Raw genomic sequence first — 21,784 nt, 5'->3', positions numbered from 1 at the left:
ACAACCTTGCCCTGATCAGATATGATCGTCTCAACGAGACGCGACTCACCTGGTGAGGGAGGTGTGGAGTGAGATCAGGCGCGGATGACGTCGATACCGGCTTCCTTGAAGACGGCGAGCTGGGTCTCGTCGGCCTGGGCGTCGGTGACGAGGGTGTCGATCTCGCTCAGCTCGCAGATCCGGGCGAAGGCACGCTGCCCGAGCTTGGAGGAGTCCGCGACCACGACCACCTTCGCGGCCCGGCTGACGATCAGCTGGTTGATGTTCGCCTCGCCCTCGTGGTGGGCGGTGGCGCCGGTCTCGTCGATCCCGTCGACGCCGATGAAGGCGATGTCCAGGGACAGGTCGGACAGGATCCGGTGCGACAGCGGGCCGATCATCTCGTAGGACTGCGGACGCGCCACGCCGCCGGTCAGCACCATCTTCACGTGCGGCCGGACGATCAGCTCGTTGGCGATGTTCAGCGCGTTCGTGACGAGCGTGAAGGCCGGCTCGCCGTGCTCCGCGGACAGCTCCGGCCGGGTGGCCAGCGTCCGCGCCACCTCGGAGATCGTGGTGCCGCCGTTCATGCCGATCACCATGCCGCGCCGGACCAGCGTGGCCGCGGCCTGCGCGATCCGCTGCTTCTCGGACGCGAAACGCGCAGTCTTGTAGCGCAGCGGCAGGTCGTACGACACCGCGTTGGCGACCGCGCCGCCGCGGGTCCGGGTGAGGAGCTGCTGCTTGCCCAGATGGTCCAGGTCACGCCTGATGGTCGCCGCGGACACGTGCAACTGCTCGGCGAGCTCGTCGACGTCGATGGCGCCCTTCTCGGCGAGCGACTCGAGCAAGGTGTTGAGGCGTTCATAACGCTTCACCCGGGGCTCCTCCTTCACACAATCGGTCAGCCGGATGGCGGCTGGTTGGCACCATTCGATCACGTTCGAGCAGTTTCGACCATGACAAGTGCGGAGACGACATGACCCAGACGCCTTTTGTGAGCACTGAGATCGCCAGTCAACCAGACCTCTGGCGACAGGTCTCGGACGGTTTCGCGCAGTACGGCGGTGCGCTTCCGAAGGCCGGTCAGCGGGTCGCAGCCGTCGGCTGCGGCACGTCGTGGTTCATGGCGATGGCCTACGCCGCGCTCCGGGAGGACCTTGGCCAGGGCGAGACCGATGCGTTCGCCGGCTCGGAGTTCCCGGCCGGCCGGTCGTACGACGCGATCGTGGTGATCAGCCGCTCCGGGACGACGACCGAGGTGCTCGACCTGATCCGGGCCACCGACCTGCCGACCGTGGCGATCACCGCGACCGCAGGCTCGCCGATCTTCGACCTGGCCGACCAGACCATCCTGCTGGACTTCGCCGACGAGCAGTCCGTCGTACAGACCCGGTTCGCGACCACGACGCTGGCGCTGCTGCGTGCGTCGCTCGGTGAGGACCTCTCGAAGGCCGCTGCGGACGCTCAGACCGCACTGACCGTCGATGTCGACGACCTGGCCAAGCTCGAGCAGGTCACGTACGTCGGCACGCGCTGGACCGTCGGCCTGGCGCACGAGGCCGCGCTCAAGCAGCGTGAGGCCGCGTCGGCGTGGACCGAGGCCTACCCGGCAATGGACTACCGGCACGGTCCGATCGCCATCGCCCAGCCCGGCCGCGGTGTCTGGATCTTCGGCGAAGCGCCTGCCGGTCTGCTGGACGACGTTGCGGCCACCGGCGCGACGATCGTGCACCACGCCGATCTGGACCCGATGGCGTCCCTCGTCGTCGCTCAGCGCGTCGCCGTCGCCAAGTCCCTGGCCCTCGGTCTCAACCCGGACCAGCCGCGCAGCCTGTCCCGCTCGGTCATCCTCGGCTGACCGCAGCGGTCATGGGCGCGTCGAGCGTCCATCCCAAGGCGGTGTAGAGCGCCCGTCCGTCCTCCGTTGCCACCAGTACGCCGGCCGTCGCGCCGGCGTACTGCGCAGCGCTCGCCAAGGCGGTCATGACGCTGCGGCCAAGTCCACGCCGGCGATGCTCCGGTGACGTCTCGATCTGGTCGAACACGGCAGCGTCTCCGGCGAGCGCGGCCTTGCCACGTGCGGCTATGGAGCCGTCGGCCGCTGTCACTGCCACATCGAGGACGGAGCCACGGCGCGTGTGCGTCAGCTCGTACGACGGCGGCACCGCAGCTGGCGCGGCGCTCAAGGCGCTCGTCATGAGGTACTCCGGCGGCTGCACCTCCCAGCGGGTATCCAGTGCGACTGAGCCGCGGACCTTGACCCACGTGTCGGGTTGGCGCAGCCCGTCGACCAGGGCGGCGTCGTACGCGTGCAGCACGTACCGGACTGCGTGGCCCGGGAGGCCTACGTCAATGCGGTAGCCACTCGCCAGGCGCACTGGCGCAGGGGTGTTGCGGGAGATGGTCCAGCCATGGACCCAGGCGTCAAGCATGCGCGGGAACCTTCGTGTTGAGGGTGGACAGGCGACCGAGTCCCGCGGCGACCATGAGCCCGCCACCTACGACCAGCAGGGCTGTCCGGGTGCCGAGGACCGGTACGAGCAGGCCGCCCGTGGCCTGGCCCAGCGCGGACGCACCGACGCGAAGGCTGGCGGCCGTGGTGCTGACGCGGCCCTGCAGGGACGCCGGGCTGTACCGCTGCCGCGCGGCGAACATCGCGGGCAGCGTAGGACCTTCGAGGAGCCCGGCAAGAAGCGCGAGCACGAGCAGGACGGCGAGCGAAGGCGCGAGCGGCCACGTGATGAGAGCCAGGCCGTAAGCGCTCGCGGACAGCATCACGACATGCTCCGGTGGCCAGCGCGACTGCAGCCGGCCGAGGAGGAGGGCTGTGGTGACGCTGCCGAGCTCGACCGCTGTCCACAGGTAGCCGGCCGCGGACTCCGGCCGGCCGAGCTCCACCATGTGCAGGGGCAGTGCGATCAGCAGCATGCCGGTGAAGCCCATGAGCAGGGTCGTCGTGATCGTCGAGGCACGCAGGCGCGGGGTGTGTGCGAGGTGGCGGAGACCGCCGACGACAGACACCAGGAACGGCTCGCCACCGGCCCCGCTCGGTGGCAGCGCGGGCAGCCGGCTGATCGCGACGATGCTGAGTCCGGCGGCGCCGACGATCACCACGACGGCCGCGTCGACCGAGACCGCGGCAGTGATCGTGGCCGCGGTGGCCGGTCCCGCGATTGCCGCAGCGCTGAAGCTCACCGACTCGAACGAGTTGGCGCGGGCCAGGCGATCCGGACGGAACAGGCTGGGCAGCATGCTCGTGAATCCGCCGCTCACCATCGGCAGTGTGGCTCCGGCGACCGCCGCGAGGGCGGGCGCGATCCAGGGCGGGCTGTTCCCGGCGACCAGCAACAGCGCGATCATGACGGCAGCCAGTGTTGCCTGGTTTGCTGCGAGTGCGCTCCGGCGGTGCGGCGTCCGGTCGAGCCAGGCGCCGAGCAACGGGCCGGTGATGATCGCCGGGAGGGCGTACGCCGCGCCGGTGAGGCCGGCGAGTGCGGGACTGTCGGTGCGGTCCAGCACGAGGAGGACGAGCGTGAAGGCGACCATCTCGTCGGCGAACCGGGCGAGGGTCGCGGCCAGGTAGTAGCTGAACACGCCGCGGCCGCCTCCTGTTACGTGAAGATCAGTGTTACGCGTTACGCTAGCAAATACGTTACGACGAGGAGAAGGTGTGGACATTCCGGCCCCCGACCGCTTGGTGCGGCTCGCGGTCGACCTGGTGAACACCCGCACGCTGTCGCCGGAGCGCCTGACCTCGCCGGCCGCGGTGCGTGAGTTCCTCCTCGAGCACGGCGAGTCCGACCCGATCACGCTCGACGAGGCCGATCTGGTGGCGGTCCGGGTCGTCCGGGAGCGGGTCCGGCCGGTGTTCCACGCCGATCCCGCGACGGCGGCCCGGGTGCTCAACGAGTTGCTCGAGGAGTACGCCGTGCGCCCGTACCTGTCCGACCATGACGGATCGCCGTGGCACCTGCACGTGGCCAAGCCCGGAGCCACGTGGGCCGAGTGGCTGGCCGCGACGACCGCTCTCGGGCTGGCGAGCTTCGTGGCCGGGCACGGGTTCAAGGCGCTCGCCGTGTGTGCCGCGGCCGACTGTGAGCGGGTGTTCGCCAACGCCGCGGAGAAGCGCCCGCGGCGGTTCTGCACACCGCGGTGCTCTAGCCGCACCCGGGTTGCGTCGTACCGCGCCCGTCAGGGCTGAATTCCAGCGGGAGCGAAACCAGTTTCGCCCGAGGTCTGGTCTTTGCGAAAGCGCTTGCGCTACTCTGCGGAACGGTCGGCTTGCCGATCGCCATCCCCGCAGAGGAGTTCCGATGAACAGGTTTGCCATCCGTTGTGCTGCAGGGCTTTCCGTGCCGTTCTTGCTCGTGGCCTGCTCCAGCGCGCCGTCGTCCGGCGGCGGTTCCAGTTCCCCGGGGCAGGTGACGCTCACGGTCGGTGACCGCCCGAGCAGTTCCGATCCCGCCAACCGGGCGTCCTTCGACAAGAAGGTCGCCGATTTCCAGCAAGCCAACCCGGACATCAAGCTGAATCCGGTGGAGACCATCTGGGACGCGACCACGTTCCAGGCGCAGGCGGCCGGCGGGCAGCTGCCGGACGTGCTCAACGTGCCGTTCACCGAGCCGCAGGGCCTGATCGCCCGCAAGCAGGTCGCCGACCTGACCAAGGTGCTCAAGGACGACGGCCTGCTGGACGAGCTGAACCCGAACGTGCTCAAGATCGGCCAGGACCAGTCCGGCAACGTGTACGCCGTGCCAACCGCTGCCTACTCGATCGGCCTGATCTACAACCGCGACCTGTTCAAGAAGGCCGGCCTGGACCCGGACAAGCCGCCGGCGACCTGGGACGAGCTACGGGCGGACGCCAAGCAGATCGCACAGAAGACCGGGCAGGCCGGCTACGCGCAGATGACCACGAACAACACCGGCGGCTGGATGTTCACCACCCAGACGTACGCGTTCGGCGGCTCGATCGAGAACGAGGACGGCAGCAAGGCGACGTTCGACGACGCGCCGTCGAAGGCCGCGCTGCAGCTGCTGCACGACATGAAGTGGACCGACAAGTCGATGGGCCAGGCAGTGCTCTACGACATGGACGGCATCTCCAAGGCGTTCGCGGCCGGCAAGATCGGCATGTACATGGCGGCGCCGGACCAGTACCGCACGCTGGTCCAGACGAACGGCCTCAAGTCCTCGGCGTTCGGGATCGGTCCGATGCCGCAGCAGGGCGGTGACCAGGGCACGCTCAGCGGCGGCAGTGTCCAGATCGTCAGCCCGAACGCGACGGACGCCGAGAAGGCGGCGGCGATCAAGTGGATCAAGTTCGCCTACCTGAACAAGTACGTGAACCAGGACGCGGCCGTGACGAGCGCCAAGAACGGCGTGGCGGCGAAGCTGCCGGTCGGCACTCCGGGTCTTCCGGTGGTCAACGCGGACCAGTGGTCGACGTACCAGTCCTGGATCAAGCCGTACGTCAACGTGCCGCTGGAGAACTTCGCGCCGTACACGAAGGTGGCGGCCGACCAGAAGATCATCCCTGAGCCGCCGGTGAAGGCTCAGGAGGTGTACGCCGCGCTCGATCCGGTCGTGCAGACCGTCCTGGGGAACGCGAAGGCCGACATCCCGGCCCTGCTGACCAAGGCCGCGGGCACGGTGAACGCGAAGCTGGGGCGCTGAGTTGCCGACCACAACGACCGCCCGTCCCACCGGCGTCCCGGCGACCAGCCGGGACGCCGGTGCGCGGCGACGGTTGAACCGGATGTACCTGCAGCGAGTTCGCAACGGTGTGCCGGCAGTGCTGTTCGCGCTGCCGGTGCTCCTGGTCTTCCTGGTGTTCTCCTGGGGCCCGATCGTCAAGGGCCTGGTGATGAGCGTCCAGCAGACCAATCTCGTCGACCCGGTGAAGTGGGTCGGGCTGGAGAACTTCCGGTACGTGCTGACCGACCCCGCGGTCGGGCAGGCGTCCCTCAACACGCTCTGGTTCACCCTGCTGGCGTTGCTGTTCGGCTTCCCGGTCCCGGTGCTGCTGGCCATGTTCCTGTCGGAGCTGCGTGGCAGGACGTGGTTCTACAGCACACTCGCCTACCTGCCGGTCATCACGCCCCCAGTGGTCGCCATCCTGCTCTGGAGGTTCTTCTACGACCCGGCGCCCAGTGGGATGTTCAACACGATCCTCGGTCACGTCGGGCTCGGACCGTACCTCTGGCTGGACAGTCCGTCGTCGGCGATGCCGTCGATCGTGCTGGAAGCGACATGGGCGGGTGCGGGCAACGCTGTGATCATCTACCTGGCCGCGTTGACCTCCGTGCGCCAGGACCTCTACGAGGCGGCCGAGCTGGACGGCGCCGGAGTGGTACGCCGGGTGTGGCACGTCATGTTGCCGCACCTGCGCAGCGTCCTGTTGCTGATGCTGCTCCTGCAGGTGATCGGAACGATGCAACTGTTCACCGAGCCACTGCTCTTCACCGGCGGTGGACCACAGGGGTCGACGATGACGATTCTGCTGCTCATCTACAACTACGCCTTCGTCAACGGCGACTACGGTGCAGCCACTGCGCTGAGCGTCCTCCTGGCGCTGGCTCTCGCCGTACTGTCGGCGGTCTTCCAGCTGGCCACGCGTGGCTGGAGTACCGCATGAGTGTGCTGTCGGACTCGGACCGCAAGCTGACCCGGATTCGTGTGCCGTTCGTCATCGGCCAGGTGGTCGTCCTGCTCGGACTACTGGTGGCCGGACTCGGCCCGCTGCTGTGGTTGCTGAAGGCAGCGATCTCGCCGACGCAGGACAGCATCCGGTCGCCGCTCGCGTGGTTCCCGTCCGGTCAGGTGCAGTGGGGAAACCTCGCCACCGCCTGGCAACAGGGCCACATCGGCTACTACCTCGGCAACACCGCCATGATCGCGGCGGGTACGGCGCTGGCGTCGCTGATCGTCTGTACGACGGCCGGCTATGTGCTGAGCGTGCTGCGGCCGCGCTGGGGCGCGCTGCTCTCGGCGGCGATCCTGGCCACGCTCTTCGTACCGCACATCGTCTCGCTCGTACCGCTGTACCTGACCGTGCTGAAAGTACCTGTGGTGCACACCAACCTGACCAACACGTTCTGGGCGGTCTGGCTGCCGCCCGCGGCCAGTGCGTTCAACGTCCTGATCGTGAAGCGGTTCTTCGACGGCATCCCCCGGGAGTACTTCGAAGCCGCCCGGATCGACGGCGCCGGCTCGGTGCGCGTGTTCACCTCGCTGGTGCTCCCGCTGTCCCGACCGATCCTCGGTGTGGTCGTGCTGCTCAGCATCATCTCCTCCTGGAAGGACTACCTGTGGCCCCTGCTGGTGCTGACCAATCCGGATCTGCAGCCGGTCTCGGTGGCGTTGCCGAAGATCGCCAAGGTGACGGAGCTCAACATCCAGTTGGCAGGCCTGTTCCTGGCGCTGCTGATCCCCGTGCTGCTGTTCCTGGTCTTCCAGCGAGCATTTCTGCGTGGCGTGGGCCTGTCTGGGGGGATCAAGGCGTGAAACGCGTTCTCGTCACCGGGGCGGACGGCTCGATCGGCCGTGCCGCGGTGGACGGCCTGCACGCCGCCGGATACGACGTCACCGGTCTGTCGCTGCGCTACGACCACAGCAGTACGGCGGACCGCGCGCTGGTCGGCGACGCGCGGTCTGCGGGTGATGTGGCCGCGGCACTCGACGGTGTGGACGCCGTACTGCATCTGGCCGCGATCCCGCATCCCAGCCTGGGGACGCCGGAGGAGGTGTTCGAGAACAACGTCGCCGCGACGTTCAACGTGCTCGCCCAGGCGGGGCAGGCCGGCGTCGGCCGGGCCGTCATCGCGAGCAGCATCAACGCGTTCGGCGTCCCGATGAACGTCAACGACGTGGAGCCGGCGTACTACCCGCTCGACGAGGAGGTGGAGGCCGACATCGCCGACGCGTATTCGCTGTCCAAGAGCGTCGACGAGCAGAGCGCCCGGATGGCGTGGCGACGCTGGGGGACCAACGTGATCGCCCTGCGCTTCCCGCTCGTGAAGAGCCGCGAGGAGCTGTTCAGGTTTCGCACGATGGTCGAGCGTGATCCGTCCGGAATGGCCCGGGAAGGCTGGGCGTACCTGGACCTGCGGGACGGCATCCGGGCGGTCGTCGCCGCGCTGGAATCACCGGCCGCCGGCGCGCACGTGGTCGGCCTCGCGGCGGACGACATCCTCATCGACCGGCCGACCGACGAGCTGCTGCGCGAGTACGCCCCGAACGTGCCGCTGCGACGGCCGGTGCGGGGGCGTGCGGGCCTGGTCGACACCACGCGAGCCCGGGAGTTGCTCGGGTTCGTGCCGCAGTACTCGATCCACGACGAGGATCAGGTGGTCTTCGCGGTCACGACCTGAGGGGTGACGTAGCGGACGCCGGGCTGCGGATCCGGGTCGAGGAGATGGGCCGCCACCTGCCGGCCGATCTCCTCGAGGCCGACGTCGATCGTGGTGAGGTGCCGGGAGACCCGCTGGTCGTGCATCAGCTGCTCCCAGTTGTCGACGCCGATCAGCGCGACGTCGCCCGGCACGTCCCGGCCGGACGCCCGGACGGCACGCTCGGCGCCGCGGCCGATCGCGTCGCTGCCGCAGAAGATCGCGTCCACGTCCGGCGCCTCGGCCAGCAGCTCGGCGACCGCCTCCTCACCCCAGTCCTCGCGCCAGCGCCCGAAGCGCACCGGGCTCGCCCACTGCAGTCCGGCCTCCGCCAGGACCTCCTCGGCGCCGGCCGCGCGGCGCTGGGCGGCGTTGTCATGCGGCTCCGCGGTGATGTGGGCGATCCGCCGGCGGCCCTTCGACAACAGGTGCCGGATCGCGAGCCGGCCGATCTCCTGGTCGTCGGCGGTGATCGTGACGTCGTCCGGGTCCTCGGTGAACGTGAACGCGTAGATCACCGGGACGTCGAAGCGGCTGGTCAGCGACGGGCTCGGGAACGACGTGCCGGTGCCGATCACGATCACGCCGTCGATCCGGCGGGCCCGCAGCTGCAGGATCGACTCGGTGACGTCGCGGTCGCCGATCCGGGCGTCGTACAGCAGGATGGCCTGCTCCTTGGCGCCGAGCTCGGTCGCGGCGGTGGCCAGCACCACGCGGGTGAACGGGTTCGAGGCGCGATGGGTGAGCACGCCGATCGTCTGGCTGCGGCCGCGGGCGAACGAGCGGGCCAGGGCGTTGTGCCGGAAGCCGAGCCGGTCCGCGGTCGTGCGGACGTGCTCCCGTGTGGCTTCCGAGATCCGGTCGGTGCCGTTCAGCGCCTTGGAGGCCGTCGACAGCGACACCCCGGCCGCGGCGGCGACGTCGGACAGCGTGATCACCTGATCGGCCATGTGCTCATCGTAGTCAGCTCCGAGCCGTTGACACGGGTCCCGCGGGGTATCAGGGTGTGATTTGCGAAACCGCTTTCGCTTCCTTTGGGAGGAGAACTTCATGACCCGTCGCCGCTCCGGCGCAGTCAGTCTTCTCGCGGCCGGCGTGCTGCTGGCCGCCGTACTCCAGACACCTGCTCGCGCCGCGACGACCGCTGCGCCGACGCTGACGATCACGCCGACCACGGTGGGCAACACGTTCACTGTCGGGCAGCAGGTGCGGCTGGGCTTCAGTACCGACGCCACCACCGTCAGCTGGACGGTCCGCGACGCGGGTGGCACCGAAGTGGCCAAGGGCTCCGCGCCGGCCGCCACGCTCAACGGACAGCTCACCCTGCCGATCAGTACGCCCGGCTGGTACCAGACCGACCTGGCAGCGGCCGGTGCCGACGGTACGACGACGCTCGGCGGCACCGACTTCGCCGTACTGACGCCGCACGACTTCTCGACCTCCACCGACACCCGGATCGGTGTCGCCGGCGCGCTGGCGTTCGGGGGTGCGGCCAATCCGGGGCTGGACGCCGTACCGCTGATGGCCAACGGCGGGATCTCCACCGACCGCGACGAGGCTTTCTGGTCGGCCGCGGAGACCACCAAGGGGGTGATCCAGTTCCCGCAGCGGTACAAGGACTACAAGGCCGCGCTGGACGCCAACAACATCGACTTCCTGAACATCCTCGACTACGGGAACACGCTGTACTACCCGGACGAGGCGCCCGCCACCGACGAGCAGCGTGCTGCGTTCACCCGATACGCCGTCGCGGCCGTCGACCAGTGGGGGACCGAGCACACGACGTACGAGCTGTGGAACGAGTGGAACCTGCGAGACCCGAACGGCGCTGCCAAGGCCAGCCCGGAGAACTACGTCGCATTGCTGAAGATGGTGAGCGCCGCGGTGCGGGCGAAGCACCCGGACGTGAAGCTGACCGGTCCGTCGCTGGCGGTCATCAACGACTGGCAGGGCTGGTTCACCAAGTTCGCCGACCTCGGCGGGCTGGACTACGTGGACGCGGTGACCATCCACCCGTACGTCCAGCCGCTCGACCCGGAGGCCTCGGTCACCTACGTCAACACGATCCGGTCCATCATGGCGGCGCACGGCTCGACCAAGCCGATCTACATCAGCGAACAGGGCTGGGCGACGGGCACGAACCCCAGCGCGGTCTCCGAACCGGCCCAGGCGCGTGACCTGGTGCGCGGCAACCTGCTTGCGTACGGCAACGGTGTGGCGCGCTACAGCTCCTACAACTTCATGGACTCGGGCACCGACCCGTCCAACGTCGAGCACCGGTTCGGCCTGGTGCGCAACCGGCTCGACGCGCGTGGCGCGCTGGTACCCAAGCCGTCGTACGTCGCGACCGCCGTCCTCGCTCGTCAGATCGACGAGCTCCCGCTGATCGGCCAGACCCGCTTCGGCAGCAACGGGTACGACGTGGCGTTCAACGCGGGAGGTGGTCAGAGCGTCCACGCCGTCTGGTCCGCCACGCCAGGAGTGGTCGCTGCCACGGCACCTGCCGGCTCGACCGTCCAGGTGACCAACCTGTACGGCGTCGAGACGACACTGACAGCGGATGCGGGCGGACACGTCTGGGTGACCGCTGGACCGGACCCGGTCTATCTGAAGGGCGCGATCACCGGACCGATGCTGCCGTCCGGCCGCTTCGCGATGTCGGTCGGCCCGGAGATCGCCGGTGACCCGGCCGGCGGCACGCTGACGTTCACCAATCCGGACTCGGTCACGCATGCGTTCACGGTCTCCGCGGGTGGTGTCGAGAGCAGTGGCTCGGTCGCGCCGGGCGCGACGGCCACTGCAGCGGTGACCTACCCGGCACAGGAGTCCACGGGACCGCGCACTTACTCGGCCACAGTGACAGTCGACGGCCATGCGGTCGCGGTCATTTCTGCCACGGGCACGGCCACCCCACCGCTGTCCGTCACAGGGTCCCACGTGCTCAACGGCAGCGGACAGGGTCTGCTCCGCTTCCGCGTCACCAACGCTTCGTCACACGACCTACCGATCGCTGGGCTGGACTGGGAGTCCGGTACAGCGGCCGGAACGCTGCTGGCCGACACCACGGTGGCCGCGCACGCCACTGTGCAGGCCGACGTCCCGCTCCCGGACGCGTCGACCTGGTCTGCGAACCTCAGGCGCACCGGCCTGGCCGACATCAAGACCTCCGGCAAGCTCGTACCGGTCGCTGCGCCGACGGTCGCGAAACGCCATACGGTCACGCTGGACGGTGCCATCGACCCAGCGGTGGCCAGGCAGCCCGCCATCGCGCTGGAAGGCACGGGTACGCCACCGGTGACGGGATGGGGTGGGCCCAGCGACCTGTCCGGGTCCTTGTGGCTCACGCACGACGACCAGAACCTGTACCTGTCTGCCAAGGTCACCGACGACGTGTTCTCCCAGCCGAACCGCGCCGGCAACATCTGGGGCGGAGACGGGATCCAGCTCGGTATGACGGCCGGTGCGCCCGGTGAGGCCACAAGCACCCAGGAGATCGGTGTGGCCCTCACAGACGCCGGTCCGGTCGACACCTGGCGCTGGACGCCGACCTCCCGGACCGGTACGCCGCCCGGCGTCCAGGCCAAGGTCGTGCGGGACGAGGCCGCGCACACCACGACGTATGAGATCGCCGTGCCGTGGAGCACACTCGGGTTCGCCGCCGAGGACCGGCTGCTGTCGGCCACCGTCGTGCTCAACGAGAACGACGGCACCGGGCGGCGCGGCTGGCTGACCTGGGGCAAGGGCGTCGCCGAGACCAAGAACCCGGCGCTGTTCAACGCCGTCCAGCTGGACCCGGCTGCCGCCCCCTGACCGGCGCCCTGGCCCGGTCCGCCTAGGATCGGGCCAGGGATTCCGGGACCGGGAGGAGTGCGAGTTGAGTCACACCGTGCTGGCCGAGCTGGTGGCCAACGTGCTGAAGGTCACCGCCAAGGCCGGGGACACGGTGGGCCCGGACGACACACTGGTCATCCTGGAGTCGATGAAGATGGAGATCCCGGTGCTGGCCGAGGTGGCCGGCACCGTCTCCGAGCTGAAGGTCGCCGAGGGCGAGGTCGTCCGCGACGGCGACCCGATCGCTGTGATCGAGGAGACATAGTTCAACCGAAATGACCTCTGAGGCGTCTTGGGTAGTGAGGGCACCGGCCGGGAACTTCCGGCCGGGGCGCCGCGTTGAGCCGACGTACAGCGAACCCACGGAACTCAGGGTCGAACCCGGGTTCTCCCGACGTGCGCAGAGGACGGTGACCGCGGCACCATGGCCTTCACGCTCATTGCCGAGAGGACCCAGGGAGGCGTCGCGGTGAAGCCGTTCGACACCCCGGCCGTGTCGTCCGGGCGGTCGGTCCCCGCACCCCAGCAGGTGCCGGACGGACCGGATGCGCTGCCCTCGTGGGACGAGATCGTCCGCACCCACTCGGCGCGCGTCTACCGCCTCGCGTACCGGCTGACCGGTAACAAGCACGACGCCGAGGACCTGACCCAGGAAGTGTTCGTCCGGGTCTTCCGCTCGCTGTCGTCGTACACGCCGGGCACGTTCGAGGGCTGGCTCTACCGCATCACCACGAACCTGTTCCTCGACGGCGCCCGCCGCAAGCAGCGGATCCGGTTCGACGGCCTGCCCGAGGACGCTCACGACCGGCTGCCGGCCAAGGGCGAGGGCCCGGCCGAGAAGCTGGACTCCGACCTGTTCGACCACGACGTCCAGGACGCGCTCGACGCGCTGCCCGAGGACTTCCGCGCCGCCGTCGTGCTGTGCGACATCGAGGGCATGACGTACGACGAGATCGCGGACGTCCTGGACGTGAAGCTCGGCACCGTCCGCAGCCGCATCCACCGCGGCCGGTCGATGCTGCGCAAACACCTCGAGCACCGCGCCCCGCGCTCCGGCCAGACCCGGGTCGGCGGCCCGCCCGTCGACGGCGGCTTCTTCGGCGACGGGGGTGACCTCGCATGACGCACCCGCTCGACAAGCTGAGCGCCGTGGTCGACGGCCAGCTGGACCACGACTCCCGTGACAAGGTCCTGAGCCACCTGGTCGGCTGCGACACGTGTCGTGCCGAGGTGGACGCGCAGCGCCGGGTCAAGGCGCGGATGGCCGCGCTGGAGTCGCCGGATCCGTCCACCGACCTGATGCAGCGCCTGATGGGTGTCTCGTCGTTCTCGACCGAGCCGCGCGAAGAGGTCCGCCCGGTGATCACGCCGGTCAGCCTGTTCCCGCAGCGGTCCGCGTTCCCGGCCGGGCGCAATACGGGTGGCAATACCGGTGGCAATACCGGTGGCACCCGGCCCGGAACCGCCCGCGGCACCCGGTCCCGTCGCCGCGCCGGTGTCCTCGGCGCGGCCGGCTCGGCCGCCGCGGTCGCCTCCCTGCTCGGTACGGCGTTCGTCGTCGGCGACCCGGCCCGCTCGGAGCAGCCCCCGACGCTGCAGCCCCCGGTTGCGAGCTTCTCGTCGGACCACGCGAGCACCAGCAGCGGTGCGCCGTTCGCGGACCCGGTCGCGCTGCTGAACTCCTACAACGGCGCGGGGTACGCCGGGCTGAACCCGACGCTGCGCCCGGTGGCCCTGACAGGACGCTGACCGGTGAGCCTGTCCCGGCTCGCTGTCCTGGTCAGCACCGCTCTGATCGGCTTCGGCCTGCCCACCTCAGCGGTCGCCGTACCGGCGCTGACGAAGGCGGACTCGCCGACCGCGGTCAGTTGGCTGCAACGCGCGGCTGCGGCACCGAACCACGTCTCGTACCACGGCACGCAGATCATCACCTCCTGGGGACCGCAGGGCTCGAGCTCCGCGATGCTGGACATCCTGCACGCGGCGTCGCAGGGCTCCGAGATCAGTGTGCTCGGCTCCTCGGTTCCAGGCGCCAAGGCGTTCGTGCAGCGCGCCACCACCACGGACGCGGCCGTCGACGGCGGACCGTTGGCGTTGCTGCAAGCGACGTACCAGCTGGTCGACAAGTGCTGCACCGACCTCATCGGCCGCAGCGCCGTGCTCGTCGAGGCGCTGCGGAGTGACCAGACGCTGGCAGCCAAATTCTGGATCGACAAGGCCTCCGGGCTGCTGCTGCAGCGTCAGCTGTTCAGTGCGGACGGCAAGACGATGGTGCGAGCCACCGTCTTCACCGAGCTGGAGATCGAGAGCTCGGAGTTCCTCAGCCACCTGCCGCCGACGGTGCCCAGCGGCGTCGAGGCGGTCGGCATGGGCAAGGTCGGCCACCTGCGTTCCGAGGGCTGGGTCTGCGCGCCGGAGTTGCCCGCCGCCCTCAAGCTCTACGACGTCCACCAGGACACCTCCAACGGCTCCCTGCAGTTCTCGTACTCGGACGGCCTGTTCAACGTCTCGCTGTTCGAGCAGCGCGGCGCACTGGACCCGGCGGCCGTGGAGGGCTTCAGCGCCACCGACAGCCCGGGTGTCTACGTGCGCTACGGCATGCCGTCGTACGTCGTCTGGTCCTCCGGGGGCATCGTCTACACGCTGATCGGGGACCTGCCGCCCGACCAACTCGGGCAGGTCGTTCGATCGTTCCCGCACGAGCTGCCGGTCAAGCTGAGCGCGATCCAGCGGCTGGGCACCGGGCTGGCCAAAATCGCGACCTGGCTCACTCCGATGGGTGCACTTTCGCCGAAGCTGGGATAATCGAAGACGGAACCTCCTCCGGTTACCGCCGGGGGGCTCCACCGACGACCACGACGATGTGAGGCGGGGCACCGTGACCAGCGACGACGCCGAGCCGACAGTTCCGAACCCGGCGACCGCGGATCCCACCGCGATGCTGCCCGCCGCGCCTGCCGCGAACGGGCCCGCCGGGGCCGCGCCGAGCGCGAACGGGAACGGGCAGTCGGCTGGTCCGCCGCTGACCGCACTGACCCCGCCGGCTCCCGGAGCGGGCGCGATGCCGCTGCGCACGCCGGGGTCGGACGCGGCCTACCGGCAGACGAACGGTGGCCGCTCCACCACGCAGCGCAGCTTCGGGCGTCCTGAGCCGCAGCAGAGCTTCCGTCCGGTCTACCCGGGACAGGCCTGGCCGACCGAGCAGCCGCAGTACCGGCCGGCCTACGTGCCGCCGCCACCGGCCGACTGGCACCAGCAGCAGGCCCGTTCGTACGCGTCGGAGCCGCAGAAGGTGAACAGGGTCGTCACGATCGCTGCCCTGGTCGCACTCGTCATCGGTGTCCTCGCCGGAGCCGGTGCGGCGACGGCCGTGGTCGCCCTGAGCGGCAACGGGACCCCGATCGCGCAGCAGCCCGATCCGCCCGTCGGCACCGGGGCCGACCCCAAGATCCGCACCGGCTCGGTGTCCGCTGTGGCCTCGACCCTGCTGCCGAGTGTCGTGCAGCTGAAGGTCGAGGGCTCGGACAACTCCGACGCCACCGGGTCCGGGTTCGTGATCGACAACGTCGGCCACATCCTGACCAACAACCACGTCGTCGCGGCCGCGGCCACCGGCGGCTCGATCCAGGTCGTCACGAACGACAACAAGACCGCGACCGCGCGGCTCGTCGGCCGCTCCCCGGCGTACGACCTGGCGGTCGTCCAGGTCGCCGGCCTGACCGCGCCGTCGGTGAAGTTCGGCCGGTCGGACCAGGCGGTCGTCGGGCAGGACGTGGTCGCGATCGGCTCGCCGCTCGGGCTGGCCGGCACCGTCACGTCGGGCATCATCTCGGCGAAGAACCGCCCGGTGACCACCGGCGACGACACCGGACAGGCCTCGTCGTACATCAGTGCGCTGCAGACCGACGCCGCGATCAACCCGGGCAACTCCGGCGGCCCGCTGGTCGACATGAACGCGCGGGTGATCGGGGTGAACTCCGCGATCGCCACCGTCCGCGGCTCCGAGGAGGGGCAGAGCGGGAGCATCGGGCTCGGGTTCGCGATCCCGATCGACCAGGCCCGGCGCACGGCCCAGCAGCTGATCGCGACCGGCAAGGCGTCGTACCCGGTGATCGGGGCCAGCGTGGACATGACGTTCGAGGGCGGCGCCCGGGTCAGCGCGGTCAGCCCGAGTTCGCCGGCCGCGCGGGCCGGTCTACGGGTCGGTGACGTGATCACCGCGGTCAACAACGACCCGGTGGACAGCGCCGAGGTGCTGATCGTCGCGATCCGTACCCACCAGCCCGGAGAGGCCGTGCGGCTCGCGTACGAACGCGGCGGACGGTCCCGGACGGTTACGCTCACTCTCGCCCAGCAGATCGGCTGAAGTCCCGTGGCCGGAGTCGGGTTACCCTTGTCGGCGTCCGAAGCGATGTACAGAAGTGAGGTGCGGGCATGTTCGGCATCGGGCCACTGGAACTGGTCGTGATCGCGATCGTCGCCGTGCTCGTCTTCGGACCGGATCGGCTGCCGGAGTTCGCGCGGACGGCGGGACGGCTGCTGCGGCAGGTCCGTCAGCTGGTCACCAATGCGCAGAACGACCTGCGCAACGAGCTCGGCCCGGAGTACGCCGATCTCGAGCTGCAGGACCTGAACCCGAAGAACTTCGTCCGCAAGCACCTCCTCGACCCGATCGAGGACGAGGTGAAGTCCGTGAGCACCGACTTCACCGACACCACGCCGCCGCGCCTGCCGGCCGGGGCCAAGCCGCCGTTCGACCCCGAATCGACCTGATTCACCGGGCATCGACGCGAAACACCGGGTGGCGGTCCGCAACAGCCGTGAAGGCGGCCTCGGGAGAGCGCCGGTCCACGGCGAAGTGGGGACGGGCTCCCGGAGCGACCGCCAGATAACGCCGCAGAATCGGTGGCCGAGCGTTGGCCGGGACCTCGACGAGCCGGACGGCCTCGGCGCCGCGCCGGTGCAGTACGGCTTTCCCCTGGGCGTTCCGTACGTTCAGCACCCAGTTCGCGCGCGGACCGAGCATCGACACCAGGTAACGGCCGCCGTCGTACTCGACGACCGCCACCGGCAGCCGCACCGCGCGACCGCTCCGGCGGCCGGTGACCTCCAGCGTGACCGCGTAGTGCGGCACCAGCAGCCCGCTCGAGTGCTGGAGGCGCTGGATCCAGTTGATTCCTCGTGCCAGTGGTCCGGGGCGGCCGCCGCGGTACATCCATCGCTTGATGCCGTAGAGGGGATTCATCGCCGCGAGCGCGCGAAGCCGGCGAGGGCGAGCGCTCCTGCGACAGCGGGAAGCAAGGCGAGAATTCCCCACAGCGGCGGGAACGGGTGCACGCCGTACTCCGTGACGAACAGCAGGGTCAGTCCTGCCGTCAGCGTCAGCAGGACCGCCAGTACGGCGACTCCGGCCGCGACCAGCCGCGGCGTCCGCGCGAGAGCGACCACCACCAGCCAGACGAGCGCGTTGAAGACGGCGACGCCGTACAGGAGGCCGTAGATCGTCCCGGACGTGACTGTCTTGCCGTACGGCGCGTACACGGACATGGCGTGGTCGAAGAGGCTGCGACCGCCGGACTGATCGACGATCGCGACGACCGCGAGCACCAGCGAGAGTCCGACCGCGAGCAGTGCCGTGCGCTTTTCTGAAAGTGACTGTCTCATGCAAGTGACTGTACGAACGGCAGTTGGTCATGGTCAAGAGTTTTAGACAGTGACTTGCTGAAGCGTGTCACTGTCTCCTAGGGTCGGGGTATGGCTACCGGTCTGCGGCAACGCTGGCGTGAGAAGGCGCGGCGGACGATCCAGGAGCGCGCGCTCGACCTGTTCGACGAGCGCGGCTTCGGCGCGGTGACGATCGAGGAGATCGCCGCGGCGGCCGAGGTGTCGCCGTCGTCGGTCTACCGCTACTTCGGCACCAAGGAGGGCCTGATCGTCGCCGACGAGTTCGACACGATGAGCGAGGAGGCGCTGGCGGAGCTCTTCGACCTCGGGGACCCGGTCGGCACGATGACCCGGATCGTCCGCGACTACGAGGCGGTCCCGGCCGACGGCGAGCCGGCTCCGTGGCGGCGGATCCGCTACTTCTTCAAGGAGCCGTCGGTGCGGACGGCGTTCTGCGCGTCGCTGGACCGCGCGAGCCAGCGCATCGCCCCGCTGATGGCCGGCGGCCGCTTCACCGAGACCCAGGCGCGGGTCGCCGCGAACGCCCTGGTCTTCGGATACTTCTCGGCGTTGGAGCAGTGGTACCTCGACGGCGGCGTGCGGTCTGTCGCGGAGTATGTCGAGGAAGGTCTGGCGCCGTTGCGCCCGATCTGGTCAGTCGGTGATCAGTAGGTCGTAGGTGACCTTGTCGTCGACGCGGGTGGCGATCTGGAACGCGGCCCGCTCGGTGCCGACGTGCCGGAACCCGGCCTTCTCGGCGGTACGCCGGGCCGCCGCGTTCGTGGCCGCCGTACGGATGAACAGCCGCCGGCCGCCGAAGCCGCCGTCGTCCGCCGCGGCGAAGTACCACTGGGCGACCGCCTGGACCGCCTCGCTCATCACGCCGCGGCCCTGCGCCTCGGGGTGCATCCAGAACCCGACCTCGGCGTCGCGGACCTCCCCGTGGGTGTGGATGCTGAACAGCGTGAGGTTGCCGAGCCCCTGATCGGTGCCCGCGTCCGCCACGCACCAGTTGAACCGCTTCCCGGCGGACGCCTGCTCGGCCATGTCCTTCAGCCAGAACCGCGCGTCCTCCACGGTGAACGGCTGCGGGATGAACGGCAGGAACAGCGCGGTCGCCGCATTGGTGCGAGCGGTGGCGATCCGTTCGACCTCGTCGTCACGCCACCTGCGCAACCGCAGCCGTGCCGTCTCCAGCACCGGGTGGAACACAGTGCCGGCTGCTGTCAGCGGCCGGCGGGGGACAGGCCCAGCTGACGACCGAGCAGACCGCGCGGCTTGCCGCCGAGCGTCTGCGCGATCTTGTTGAGCACCTGCGCGGCAGGGGTGTCCGGGTCCGCGGCCGCGAGCGGCTGACCGAGGTCGCCGCCGGAGCGGAGCCGCTCGTCCAGCGGGATCTCGCCGAGCAGCGGGATCTGGTAGCCGAGCCGCGCGGACAGGGTCTCCGCGACCCGCGTCCCGCCGCCGGTGCCGAAGATCTCGATGCGGTGCTCCGGGCCGCAGTGCGGGCAGGGCAGGTACGACATGTTCTCGACCACGCCGGCCACCCGCTGGTGCACCATCTGCGCCATCGTGCCTGCCCGCTCGGCCACCTCCGCGGCGGCTTCCTGCGGGGTCGTCACCACGATCACCTCGGCGCTGGTGAGCCGCTGGCCGACCGAGATCGCGATGTCGCCGGTGCCCGGCGGCAGGTCGAGGAGCAGGACGTCGAGGTCGCCCCAGTACACGTCCGCGAGCATCTGCACCAGCGCGCGGTCCAGGATCGGGCCGCGCCAGGCGACCACCTGGTCGCGCTTCGGCTTCAGCATGCCGATCGAGATCACCTTCACGCCGTGCGCGGGCACCGGCATGATCATGTCGTCGACCGCGGTCGGCCGCTCGTCGGCGACGCCGAACATGGCCGGCACCGAGTGGCCGTAGATGTCCGCGTCCAGCACACCGACCGACAGGCCCTGACGCGCCATCGCGACCGCCAGGTTCACCGTCACCGACGACTTGCCCACGCCGCCCTTGCCGGACGCGATCGCGAACACCTTGGTCAGCGAGTCGGGCCGGGAGAACGGGATCTCCTTCTCGGCCACGCCGCCGCGCAACTGGGTCTGCAGGGCCGCGCGCTGCTCGGCCGACATCACGCCCAGGTCGATCTCGACGCCGGTGACGCCGTCGAGTTTGCTCACCGCGGCGGTCACGTCGCGGCGCAGCGTGTCCTTCATCGGACAGCCGGCGACGGTCAGCAGGACGCGGACCGCGACCACGCCGTCCTCACGCACGACGACGGACTCGACCATGCCCAGATCCGTGATCGGTTTCTTGATCTCCGGGTCCAGCACACCACCGAGCGCCGTGGTCACCTGATCAGCAGTGGGAGCCATGCCCCAAGGCTACGTGCTCGCCCCACTCCACCCGACCGCGGTCCGTGTGATGCTCACTTCACAGCCCTGGCGCCCCGTAGATCGGGAACCAGCGGGAAAGGTCCTGCTCGAAATTGAGGTCGGCGCCGACCACCGACTTGATCTGGAGTTCCTGGGCGTTGTCGCGGCGGTCTGCGCCGACGGGGACGAACGGGTACCACGAGCCGCGTTTGTAGAGGTAGACCAGGCCCAGCGACTGGCTGCCGTTGGTGAACGCGACGAGCGTGCACAGGAGCGCGTTTCCGAAGCCCGCGTCGACGAGGGAGCTGTTGACCGCGTGCAGGTCGGTGACCAGGGTCTCCAGGTCGTCGGGAGCCGTCTGCCGGACCAGCCAGGTGAAGCCGTACGAGTCCGTCGTACTGGAGAACTTGGCGTTGTCCAGCGCGAGCAGCTTGTCGACCTCCTCGCGCAGCGCGGTGAACCCGCCGCCCTCGGCCGCCTTGAAGCAGACCGACCCGCTGCCCGTCGGACGGTAGCCGGCCGCGGTCTCCAGGGTGATCGCGGCCGACGGAAGCGAGAACAGCTGGTCGAGGTTCGGCGGCACGGCTTTGCTCCGCCCGAGCAAGATGTCGAGAAGGCCCATGGGTCTAAGCTTGCTCGCCCAACTCGCGGGAGAGGGCACCGAGGCGGTCGAGGCGTGTCTCGAGCGACGGGTGCGTCGAGAACAGCGACGAGACGCTCTTGCCGTTCAGCGCCGGGGCGAAGAAGAAGGCGTTGAAGGCCTGCGCCTGGCGCAGGTCGCGGGACGGGATCCGGGCGATGTCCCCGCTGATCTTGGTCAGCGCCGATGCCAGCGTCGACGGTCTGCCGGTGAGCATCGCCCCGGCCCGGTCCGCGGCCAGTTCGCGGTACCGCGACAGCGCCCGGGTGAGCAGGAACGAGATCGCGTAGACGGCGATCGACACCGCGATGATCGTCAGGACGACGAGGGCCGCGTTCTGGTCCCGGTTCCGCCCGAGGCCGCCGTACAGGCCGAAGCGGGTGATGAGGCCGGCCAGGACGCCGAGGAACGACGCGATCGTCATCACCGCGACGTCACGGTGCGCGACGTGCGAGAGCTCGTGCGACAGCACGCCCTCGAGCTCGTCGTCGTCCAGCCGGCGCATGATGCCGGTGGTCACGCAGACGACCGCGTTCTTCGGGTTGCGGCCGGTGGCGAACGCGTTCGGCAGGTCGACGTCGGCGATCGCGACCCGCGGCTTCGGCATGTCGGCGAGCGCGCACAGCCGGTCGATCGCACCGTGCAGCTGCGGCGCCTCCTCGGGCGTCACGATCCGGCCGTGCATCGCGTAGAGCGCGACCCGGTCGGAGAACCAGTACTGCGCGAACAGCGCGCCGCCCGCGATCACCACCGCCAGCACCGCGCTCTTGGTCAGCGCGATCAGCAGCCCCACGAAGCCGACGTACAGCAGTCCGAGCAGGAACGCCGTGATCAGCATCCGGCTGGACAGCCCACGATCAGGAGCGAATCGAGTCTTCATCCCCATGTCCTTCTCTCACCTGATAG

General features: G+C 69.6%; 24 protein-coding genes. 14 read left to right on the top strand and 10 right to left on the bottom strand.

Annotated features, from left to right (window positions below):
- Positions 1 to 74: 74 nt before the first annotated feature.
- Positions 75 to 857, bottom strand: a complete 783-nt coding sequence (locus tag ABZX12_RS37950) for a DeoR/GlpR family DNA-binding transcription regulator (protein ID WP_355700302.1) — start codon at positions 855 to 857, stop codon at positions 75 to 77.
- Positions 858 to 976: 119 nt separating this feature from the next.
- Between ABZX12_RS37950 and ABZX12_RS37945 the strand changes: the two genes are divergently transcribed.
- Positions 977 to 1,840: an SIS domain-containing protein gene (locus ABZX12_RS37945; protein WP_355700301.1), complete on the top strand. Its 864-nt coding sequence runs from the start codon at positions 977 to 979 to the stop codon at positions 1,838 to 1,840.
- On the opposite strand, the gene ABZX12_RS37940 is transcribed toward ABZX12_RS37945, so the two are convergent.
- Together ABZX12_RS37940 and ABZX12_RS37935 are read right to left on the bottom strand one after the other, a co-directional pair.
- Positions 1,827 to 2,414 carry a GNAT family N-acetyltransferase gene (locus tag ABZX12_RS37940; protein WP_355700300.1) on the bottom strand — a complete coding sequence of 196 codons (588 nt, stop codon included), beginning with the start codon at positions 2,412 to 2,414 and terminating at the stop codon, positions 1,827 to 1,829. The genes ABZX12_RS37945 and ABZX12_RS37940 overlap by 14 nt on opposite strands.
- Complete coding sequence (locus ABZX12_RS37935; RefSeq protein ID WP_355700299.1) at positions 2,407 to 3,576, bottom strand: MFS transporter; 1,170 nt, start codon at positions 3,574 to 3,576, stop codon at positions 2,407 to 2,409. The genes ABZX12_RS37940 and ABZX12_RS37935 overlap by 8 nt, the downstream gene beginning before the upstream one ends.
- A gap of 76 nt (positions 3,577 to 3,652) precedes the next feature.
- Between ABZX12_RS37935 and ABZX12_RS37930 the strand changes: the two genes are divergently transcribed.
- The 5 genes from ABZX12_RS37930 (at position 3,653) to ABZX12_RS37910 (ending at position 8,353) form a co-directional block, all read left to right on the top strand.
- A complete protein-coding gene (locus tag ABZX12_RS37930; protein ID WP_355700298.1) occupies positions 3,653 to 4,183 on the top strand; it encodes a CGNR zinc finger domain-containing protein in 531 nt (176 codons plus the stop codon).
- 112 nt (positions 4,184 to 4,295) lie between these two features.
- Complete coding sequence (locus ABZX12_RS37925) at positions 4,296 to 5,657, top strand: extracellular solute-binding protein (RefSeq protein ID WP_355700297.1); 1,362 nt, start codon at positions 4,296 to 4,298, stop codon at positions 5,655 to 5,657.
- Position 5,658: 1 nt separating this feature from the next.
- Positions 5,659 to 6,618 carry a sugar ABC transporter permease gene (locus ABZX12_RS37920; RefSeq protein WP_355700296.1) on the top strand — a complete coding sequence of 320 codons (960 nt, stop codon included), beginning with the start codon at positions 5,659 to 5,661 and terminating at the stop codon, positions 6,616 to 6,618.
- A complete protein-coding gene (locus ABZX12_RS37915) occupies positions 6,615 to 7,487 on the top strand; it encodes a carbohydrate ABC transporter permease (RefSeq protein WP_355700295.1) in 873 nt (290 codons plus the stop codon). Before ABZX12_RS37920 ends, ABZX12_RS37915 begins: the two co-directional genes overlap by 4 nt.
- The gene (locus ABZX12_RS37910) at positions 7,484 to 8,353 is read left to right on the top strand and encodes an NAD(P)-dependent oxidoreductase (protein WP_355700294.1); all 870 of its coding nucleotides are present in this window, start codon (positions 7,484 to 7,486) and stop codon (positions 8,351 to 8,353) included. The genes ABZX12_RS37915 and ABZX12_RS37910 overlap by 4 nt, the downstream gene beginning before the upstream one ends.
- Here ABZX12_RS37910 and ABZX12_RS37905 read toward each other — a convergent pair.
- Complete coding sequence (locus ABZX12_RS37905) at positions 8,326 to 9,321, bottom strand: LacI family DNA-binding transcriptional regulator (RefSeq protein ID WP_355700293.1); 996 nt, start codon at positions 9,319 to 9,321, stop codon at positions 8,326 to 8,328. The two genes, ABZX12_RS37910 and ABZX12_RS37905, sit on opposite strands and share 28 nt — an antisense overlap.
- A 100-nt stretch (positions 9,322 to 9,421) precedes the next feature.
- On the opposite strand from ABZX12_RS37905, the gene ABZX12_RS37900 reads away from it, so the two are divergent.
- The 7 genes from ABZX12_RS37900 to ABZX12_RS37870 all read left to right on the top strand — a co-directional run bounded on the left by ABZX12_RS37900 (position 9,422) and on the right by ABZX12_RS37870 (position 16,975).
- Positions 9,422 to 12,181 carry a sugar-binding protein gene (locus ABZX12_RS37900; protein WP_355700292.1) on the top strand — a complete coding sequence of 920 codons (2,760 nt, stop codon included), beginning with the start codon at positions 9,422 to 9,424 and terminating at the stop codon, positions 12,179 to 12,181.
- A 64-nt stretch (positions 12,182 to 12,245) separates the two neighbouring features.
- On the top strand, positions 12,246 to 12,467 hold the full coding sequence (locus ABZX12_RS37895) for a biotin/lipoyl-binding carrier protein (RefSeq protein ID WP_355700291.1): 222 nt from the start codon (positions 12,246 to 12,248) through the stop codon (positions 12,465 to 12,467).
- Between the two features lie 159 nt (positions 12,468 to 12,626).
- Positions 12,627 to 13,325, top strand: coding sequence for an RNA polymerase sigma factor SigE (gene sigE / locus ABZX12_RS37890; RefSeq protein WP_355700290.1), 699 nt, complete (start codon positions 12,627 to 12,629; stop codon positions 13,323 to 13,325).
- Positions 13,322 to 13,951, top strand: coding sequence for a zf-HC2 domain-containing protein (locus ABZX12_RS37885; RefSeq protein ID WP_355700289.1), 630 nt, complete (start codon positions 13,322 to 13,324; stop codon positions 13,949 to 13,951). Before sigE ends, ABZX12_RS37885 begins: the two co-directional genes overlap by 4 nt.
- 3 nt (positions 13,952 to 13,954) lie before the next feature.
- On the top strand, positions 13,955 to 15,007 hold the full coding sequence (locus ABZX12_RS37880; RefSeq protein WP_355700288.1) for a transcriptional regulator: 1,053 nt from the start codon (positions 13,955 to 13,957) through the stop codon (positions 15,005 to 15,007).
- 73 nt (positions 15,008 to 15,080) lie between these two features.
- The gene (locus ABZX12_RS37875; RefSeq protein WP_355700287.1) at positions 15,081 to 16,568 is read left to right on the top strand and encodes a trypsin-like peptidase domain-containing protein; all 1,488 of its coding nucleotides are present in this window, start codon (positions 15,081 to 15,083) and stop codon (positions 16,566 to 16,568) included.
- 68 nt (positions 16,569 to 16,636) lie between these two features.
- Entirely contained in the window at positions 16,637 to 16,975 is a 339-nt protein-coding gene (locus ABZX12_RS37870) for a sec-independent translocase (protein WP_355700286.1), read from the top strand.
- 1 nt (position 16,976) lies between these two features.
- Here the strand turns inward: ABZX12_RS37870 and ABZX12_RS37865 are convergent, their stop codons facing one another.
- Together ABZX12_RS37865 and ABZX12_RS37860 are read right to left on the bottom strand one after the other, a co-directional pair.
- Positions 16,977 to 17,447 (bottom strand): nitroreductase/quinone reductase family protein, encoded by a 471-nt coding sequence (locus ABZX12_RS37865; protein WP_355700285.1) that lies wholly within the window; start codon positions 17,445 to 17,447, stop codon positions 16,977 to 16,979.
- Complete coding sequence (locus tag ABZX12_RS37860; RefSeq protein ID WP_355700284.1) at positions 17,444 to 17,866, bottom strand: hypothetical protein; 423 nt, start codon at positions 17,864 to 17,866, stop codon at positions 17,444 to 17,446. Before ABZX12_RS37860 ends, ABZX12_RS37865 begins: the two co-directional genes overlap by 4 nt.
- 90 nt (positions 17,867 to 17,956) lie before the next feature.
- Between ABZX12_RS37860 and ABZX12_RS37855 the strand changes: the two genes are divergently transcribed.
- On the top strand, positions 17,957 to 18,538 hold the full coding sequence (locus tag ABZX12_RS37855) for a helix-turn-helix domain-containing protein (RefSeq protein ID WP_355700283.1): 582 nt from the start codon (positions 17,957 to 17,959) through the stop codon (positions 18,536 to 18,538).
- Here ABZX12_RS37855 and ABZX12_RS37850 read toward each other — a convergent pair.
- From ABZX12_RS37850 to htpX, 4 genes are read right to left on the bottom strand one after another with little or no spacing between them, the layout of a single operon-like run.
- On the bottom strand, positions 18,521 to 19,066 hold the full coding sequence (locus ABZX12_RS37850) for a GNAT family N-acetyltransferase (protein ID WP_355700282.1): 546 nt from the start codon (positions 19,064 to 19,066) through the stop codon (positions 18,521 to 18,523). The genes ABZX12_RS37855 and ABZX12_RS37850 overlap by 18 nt on opposite strands.
- 26 nt (positions 19,067 to 19,092) lie before the next feature.
- Positions 19,093 to 20,238, bottom strand: coding sequence for an Mrp/NBP35 family ATP-binding protein (locus ABZX12_RS37845; protein WP_355700281.1), 1,146 nt, complete (start codon positions 20,236 to 20,238; stop codon positions 19,093 to 19,095).
- 58 nt (positions 20,239 to 20,296) lie between these two features.
- Positions 20,297 to 20,860, bottom strand: coding sequence for a hypothetical protein (locus tag ABZX12_RS37840; protein ID WP_355700280.1), 564 nt, complete (start codon positions 20,858 to 20,860; stop codon positions 20,297 to 20,299).
- Between the two features lie 4 nt (positions 20,861 to 20,864).
- The gene (gene htpX, locus ABZX12_RS37835) at positions 20,865 to 21,758 is read right to left on the bottom strand and encodes a zinc metalloprotease HtpX (RefSeq protein WP_355700279.1); all 894 of its coding nucleotides are present in this window, start codon (positions 21,756 to 21,758) and stop codon (positions 20,865 to 20,867) included.
- Positions 21,759 to 21,784: the final 26 nt, after the last annotated feature.

This window comes from Kribbella sp. NPDC003505 (assembly GCF_040610875.1).
In the GTDB taxonomy this organism is placed as follows: Bacteria; Actinomycetota; Actinomycetes; order Propionibacteriales; family Kribbellaceae; genus Kribbella.
Note: the sequence above shows the minus strand (reverse complement) of the source record. Positions and strands in the feature narration are given on the sequence as shown.

Excerpts from the sequence above, each read along its gene's own strand:
- ABZX12_RS37940 (WP_355700300.1), bottom strand. The coding sequence starts at position 2,414 with ATGCTTGACGCCTGGGTCCATGGCTGGACCATCTCCCGCAACACCCCT.
- ABZX12_RS37925 (WP_355700297.1), top strand. The coding sequence starts at position 4,296 with ATGAACAGGTTTGCCATCCGTTGTGCTGCAGGGCTTTCCGTGCCGTTC.
- ABZX12_RS37915 (WP_355700295.1), top strand. The coding sequence starts at position 6,615 with ATGAGTGTGCTGTCGGACTCGGACCGCAAGCTGACCCGGATTCGTGTG.
- ABZX12_RS37905 (WP_355700293.1), bottom strand. The coding sequence starts at position 9,321 with ATGGCCGATCAGGTGATCACGCTGTCCGACGTCGCCGCCGCGGCCGGG.
- ABZX12_RS37900 (WP_355700292.1), top strand. The coding sequence starts at position 9,422 with ATGACCCGTCGCCGCTCCGGCGCAGTCAGTCTTCTCGCGGCCGGCGTG.
- sigE (WP_355700290.1), top strand. The coding sequence starts at position 12,627 with ATGGCCTTCACGCTCATTGCCGAGAGGACCCAGGGAGGCGTCGCGGTG.
- ABZX12_RS37885 (WP_355700289.1), top strand. The coding sequence starts at position 13,322 with ATGACGCACCCGCTCGACAAGCTGAGCGCCGTGGTCGACGGCCAGCTG.
- ABZX12_RS37870 (WP_355700286.1), top strand. The coding sequence starts at position 16,637 with ATGTTCGGCATCGGGCCACTGGAACTGGTCGTGATCGCGATCGTCGCC.
- ABZX12_RS37865 (WP_355700285.1), bottom strand. The coding sequence starts at position 17,447 with ATGAATCCCCTCTACGGCATCAAGCGATGGATGTACCGCGGCGGCCGC.
- ABZX12_RS37860 (WP_355700284.1), bottom strand. The coding sequence starts at position 17,866 with ATGAGACAGTCACTTTCAGAAAAGCGCACGGCACTGCTCGCGGTCGGA.
- ABZX12_RS37855 (WP_355700283.1), top strand. The coding sequence starts at position 17,957 with ATGGCTACCGGTCTGCGGCAACGCTGGCGTGAGAAGGCGCGGCGGACG.
- ABZX12_RS37845 (WP_355700281.1), bottom strand. The coding sequence starts at position 20,238 with ATGGCTCCCACTGCTGATCAGGTGACCACGGCGCTCGGTGGTGTGCTG.
- ABZX12_RS37840 (WP_355700280.1), bottom strand. The coding sequence starts at position 20,860 with ATGGGCCTTCTCGACATCTTGCTCGGGCGGAGCAAAGCCGTGCCGCCG.
- htpX (WP_355700279.1), bottom strand. The coding sequence starts at position 21,758 with ATGAAGACTCGATTCGCTCCTGATCGTGGGCTGTCCAGCCGGATGCTG.